A 3,580-nucleotide genomic window follows, 5' to 3' on the forward strand; every position below is an offset into this window, starting at 1 on the left:
GGCCGCCGGTGCGGCCATTTTTGCCGGTGCAGGGCTGGCGGCGGGCTTTACTATTGGTGGATTGATTGATGATGCCGCTGATTGGGTCGCGGATGGGATCGATAGCTTGTTCGGGCTAAGTAACCCTGATGGTGAAATCGATACTGGCTCGAAAAATGTACGTGTCAAAGGCAAGGGAGCCGCTCGCGCAGCAGGAAAATTACCGTCACCCGTGCTACTCGCTTCAATTGCGGCGGATAATACCCCACCGAAAGAAGAAAAAGGTACCGAGATTGCCTTACGCGTATTGAAAAATACCGCCATGATGACGACCGGGGCATTTTCTTTATTGGCGGGTAAGGTGCTAGGGAACCAAACCAACAATGCGGCACCCATAGCGCTCGATCCCTCCGAGTTTCCCGAATACCCCTCACCGGAGCAAGGCTTTTTTGACAGTATTCTTTCCCCAGTAAAAGCCGCGAAACACCCGAATGCTGAACCTATGCCATTGGACACCATCACGTGCGATAAATGGCATTGTGCTAGCGCCCCTTACTTTTTAGCTGAAGGGTCGAAAAAAGTCCAAATTAATAGCCAACCGGCGTGTCGTAACGGTGATAGAAGCACCTGTGAAGCCAAAATCAGTGATAATCAAGAAAAAGGGATTGTGCGTATTGGCGGTGGCAGTGTGGTGGTACGCGATATTATGAGTGGGCGTAACCCCTTTGCCGAAATGTTTGGTGAAATCCTCGGTGGCCTTGCTGTTGGCGCGGCGTCTACCCTGTTTCGCAGAGGGGGACTCAAGGCGATTAAACAGTGTTTGAATAGTGTAGGCTGTACTTTGGTGAGTGAAATCGCCAGTACCGCGGTGGGCAGTATGGTAGTCGCCTCGGTGACCCAAGCCTTTAATAGTGTGCGTCACCCCGTGCATGCGGCTACGGGGGCGAAAGTCCTAAATGGAGAGGATGACACCGATTTTATTATTGATGGTGTGTACCCGTTAGTCTGGTCGCGTATTTACCAAAGTCGTAATACGGGTGAAAATCGTTTAGGACGCGGTTGGGCGATGCCATTTGATGTCTTTTTGACAATTGACGACACGGGTAAAGGGCTTGAGAATGAAAATATTTATTATCATGACATGTCGGGGAGGCGTTTAGCGTTAGGAAAAATCGCCCTTGGACAGAAAGTGTTCTATCAAGATGAAGGCTTTACCGTCTATCGCACGACAAACAATCTTTTCCTTGTTGAATCGGCGGAAGGTGATTATCAACTTTTCGAAGCCAATCCACATAAAATCAATACACTGCGCTTAATGAAAAGTGCTGATCGTCATAATAACGCTTTACACTACCGCTATGCTAATGACGGTGAATTGGTACAAATTCATGATGATGCGTATCTGACCGATATCCGGTTACATTATGATGAAATCACCCAACGCTTACAGTCGGTGACCCGCCACCAAGGACAAGAAGAAAAAACGCTGGTCACTTATACTTATGATGCACAACAGCGTTTAGTGCAAGTCACTAATGCGGATAAGCGAGTGACTCGTCGTTTTGGCTGGGATGATGAATCGGGTTTAATGGCCATGCACCAATATGCCACAGGGGTCAGTAGTCATTATCGTTGGCAACGTTTTGATGCCTTTACCATTGAAGACAATGAACCTGAGTGGCGAGTGGTTGAACACTGGCTTAAAGACGGTAAACGCTGTTTAGAGCATATCGAACTGACGTATGATTTAGCTCAACGAACCCTCACCACCGTGGAAACGGGGGGCGAAACCACCTTCCGTCGCTGGAATGAACAACAGCAAATTATCGAATACACTAATGCATTGAATGAAACGTGGTGGTTTGAATGGGATACCAGCCGCTTATTAACGAAAGCAATAGCCCCAGATGGTAGTGAATGGGGGTATACCTATGATGAGCGCGGTAATTTAACCCAATCGACCGATCCCGAACAACAATCGACTTGCTATGATTGGGACAAAGATTTTGCGTTTCCCACGGCACAAACCTTGCCAAATGGGGCGGCTTGGCATTGGGAGTACAATGAGCACGGCGATATTCGTCGTGTGATTGACCCGCTTGGCCATATCACGCGCTTGGCGTGGGATGACCAAGGCCTGTGTCTGGGGCAAGTGGATGCTAAGGGTAATGAAACCCACTATCGCTATAATGCCCGCGGTCAGTTAATCGAGCAACGGGACTGTTCGGGTTATCCCACCACCTTGACCTACGATGATTGGGGACAACTTCGCTCGTTGACCAATGCACAGAATGAAACCACGACTTACACCTTTAGTGAAGCGGGGTTGTTGTTAACAGAGCGCTTACCGGATGGGACAGAAAACCGTTATGACTATGATGCCACCGGGCAATTAGTGGGAATAACGGATGCCGGAGAGCGCCATATTCTGTTGCGCCGTAACCGTCGTGGACAAGTAATAGCCCGACGCGATCCGGCAGGGCATTGGTTGCATTTTCACTATGATACTTTCGGGCGTATGCAGGCGCTGGAGAATGAACAGGGCGAGCAGTACCGCTTTGAGTATGATGCCTTGCATCGTTTAACCGATGAACATGATCTTATCGGACAACAAAAGCACTATCAGTACGATGTGATGGGGAATGTCACCCAAATAAAAACCACCCCTGGGCCTTCCATTGATACGCCGATGCCCTTATCCCCGCAGGTGACCACCTTCGGTTACGATAAAGTGGGACGGTTGCTGTTTCGAGAAAACGCCGATTATCGCACGGAATACCTTTATCAACCTTTGAGTGTGACGTTACGCAGAGTCCCCATGGCGATATGGCATGAAGCCGAACGCACCGGCACCACCGCCCGCGTAGAGTATCAAGACGCCCTGACCTTTACCTACGATAAAGTGGGGCAGTTGGTTCGAGAAGCCAGTGCTCGCGGTGATTATCAGCATCACTATGATGTGCTGGGTAATATCACTCGCACCGAGTTGCCCCATCAACGGGCATTTGAATACCTGTATTACGGCTCTGGGCATTTACAACAAACGCAATGGCGAGATAATGCGCAATTGACGGTATTGGCGGAATATCAACGAGACCGTTTACACCGAGAAACGTTACGCACCAGTGGCGCCTTAGACAATGAAACGGGCTATGACTGTCGGGGACGTATTACGCACCAAGTGGCGCGCCAAATGAATGCCTCACAGTTTGTGACCCCGGTGATTGACCGTCGTTATCGTTGGGATAAACGCAATCAACTTATCGAGCGCAGTGTCAGTTATGGTCAAACGGGCGAGGTTTTTACCGCCGGACATTGGTACTACCACAGTTATCAGTACGACCCGCTGGGGCAGTTGACGGCGCATTTAGGGTCGGTGCAAACCGAACACTTTCTGTATGATGCGGCGGCCAATTTACTGACTCGTCCGCACACCGAAGCACCGCATAACCAAGTACAAGGCAGTGATAAGTATGATTATCGCTACGACGGTTTTGGTCGCATGGTATCGCGCTATGAAAAAGGCAGTAGCTCGGGACAACGTTATCACTATGACAGTGACCACCGCATTATCGCGGTGGATATCGACCAAGGGCCCTTA

At 49.7% G+C, this 3,580-nt stretch carries 1 protein-coding gene; it reads left to right on the top strand.

Annotated elements, in window-relative coordinates:
• On the top strand, positions 1-3,580 hold a 3,580-nt coding region (locus tag AACV00_RS17590; RefSeq protein ID WP_237612832.1), incomplete at both ends, for a DUF6531 domain-containing protein.

Origin of the sequence: Proteus sp. G3927 (genome assembly GCF_963894685.1) — a bacterium.
GTDB classification, from domain to species: Bacteria; Pseudomonadota; Gammaproteobacteria; order Enterobacterales; family Enterobacteriaceae; genus Proteus; species Proteus mirabilis.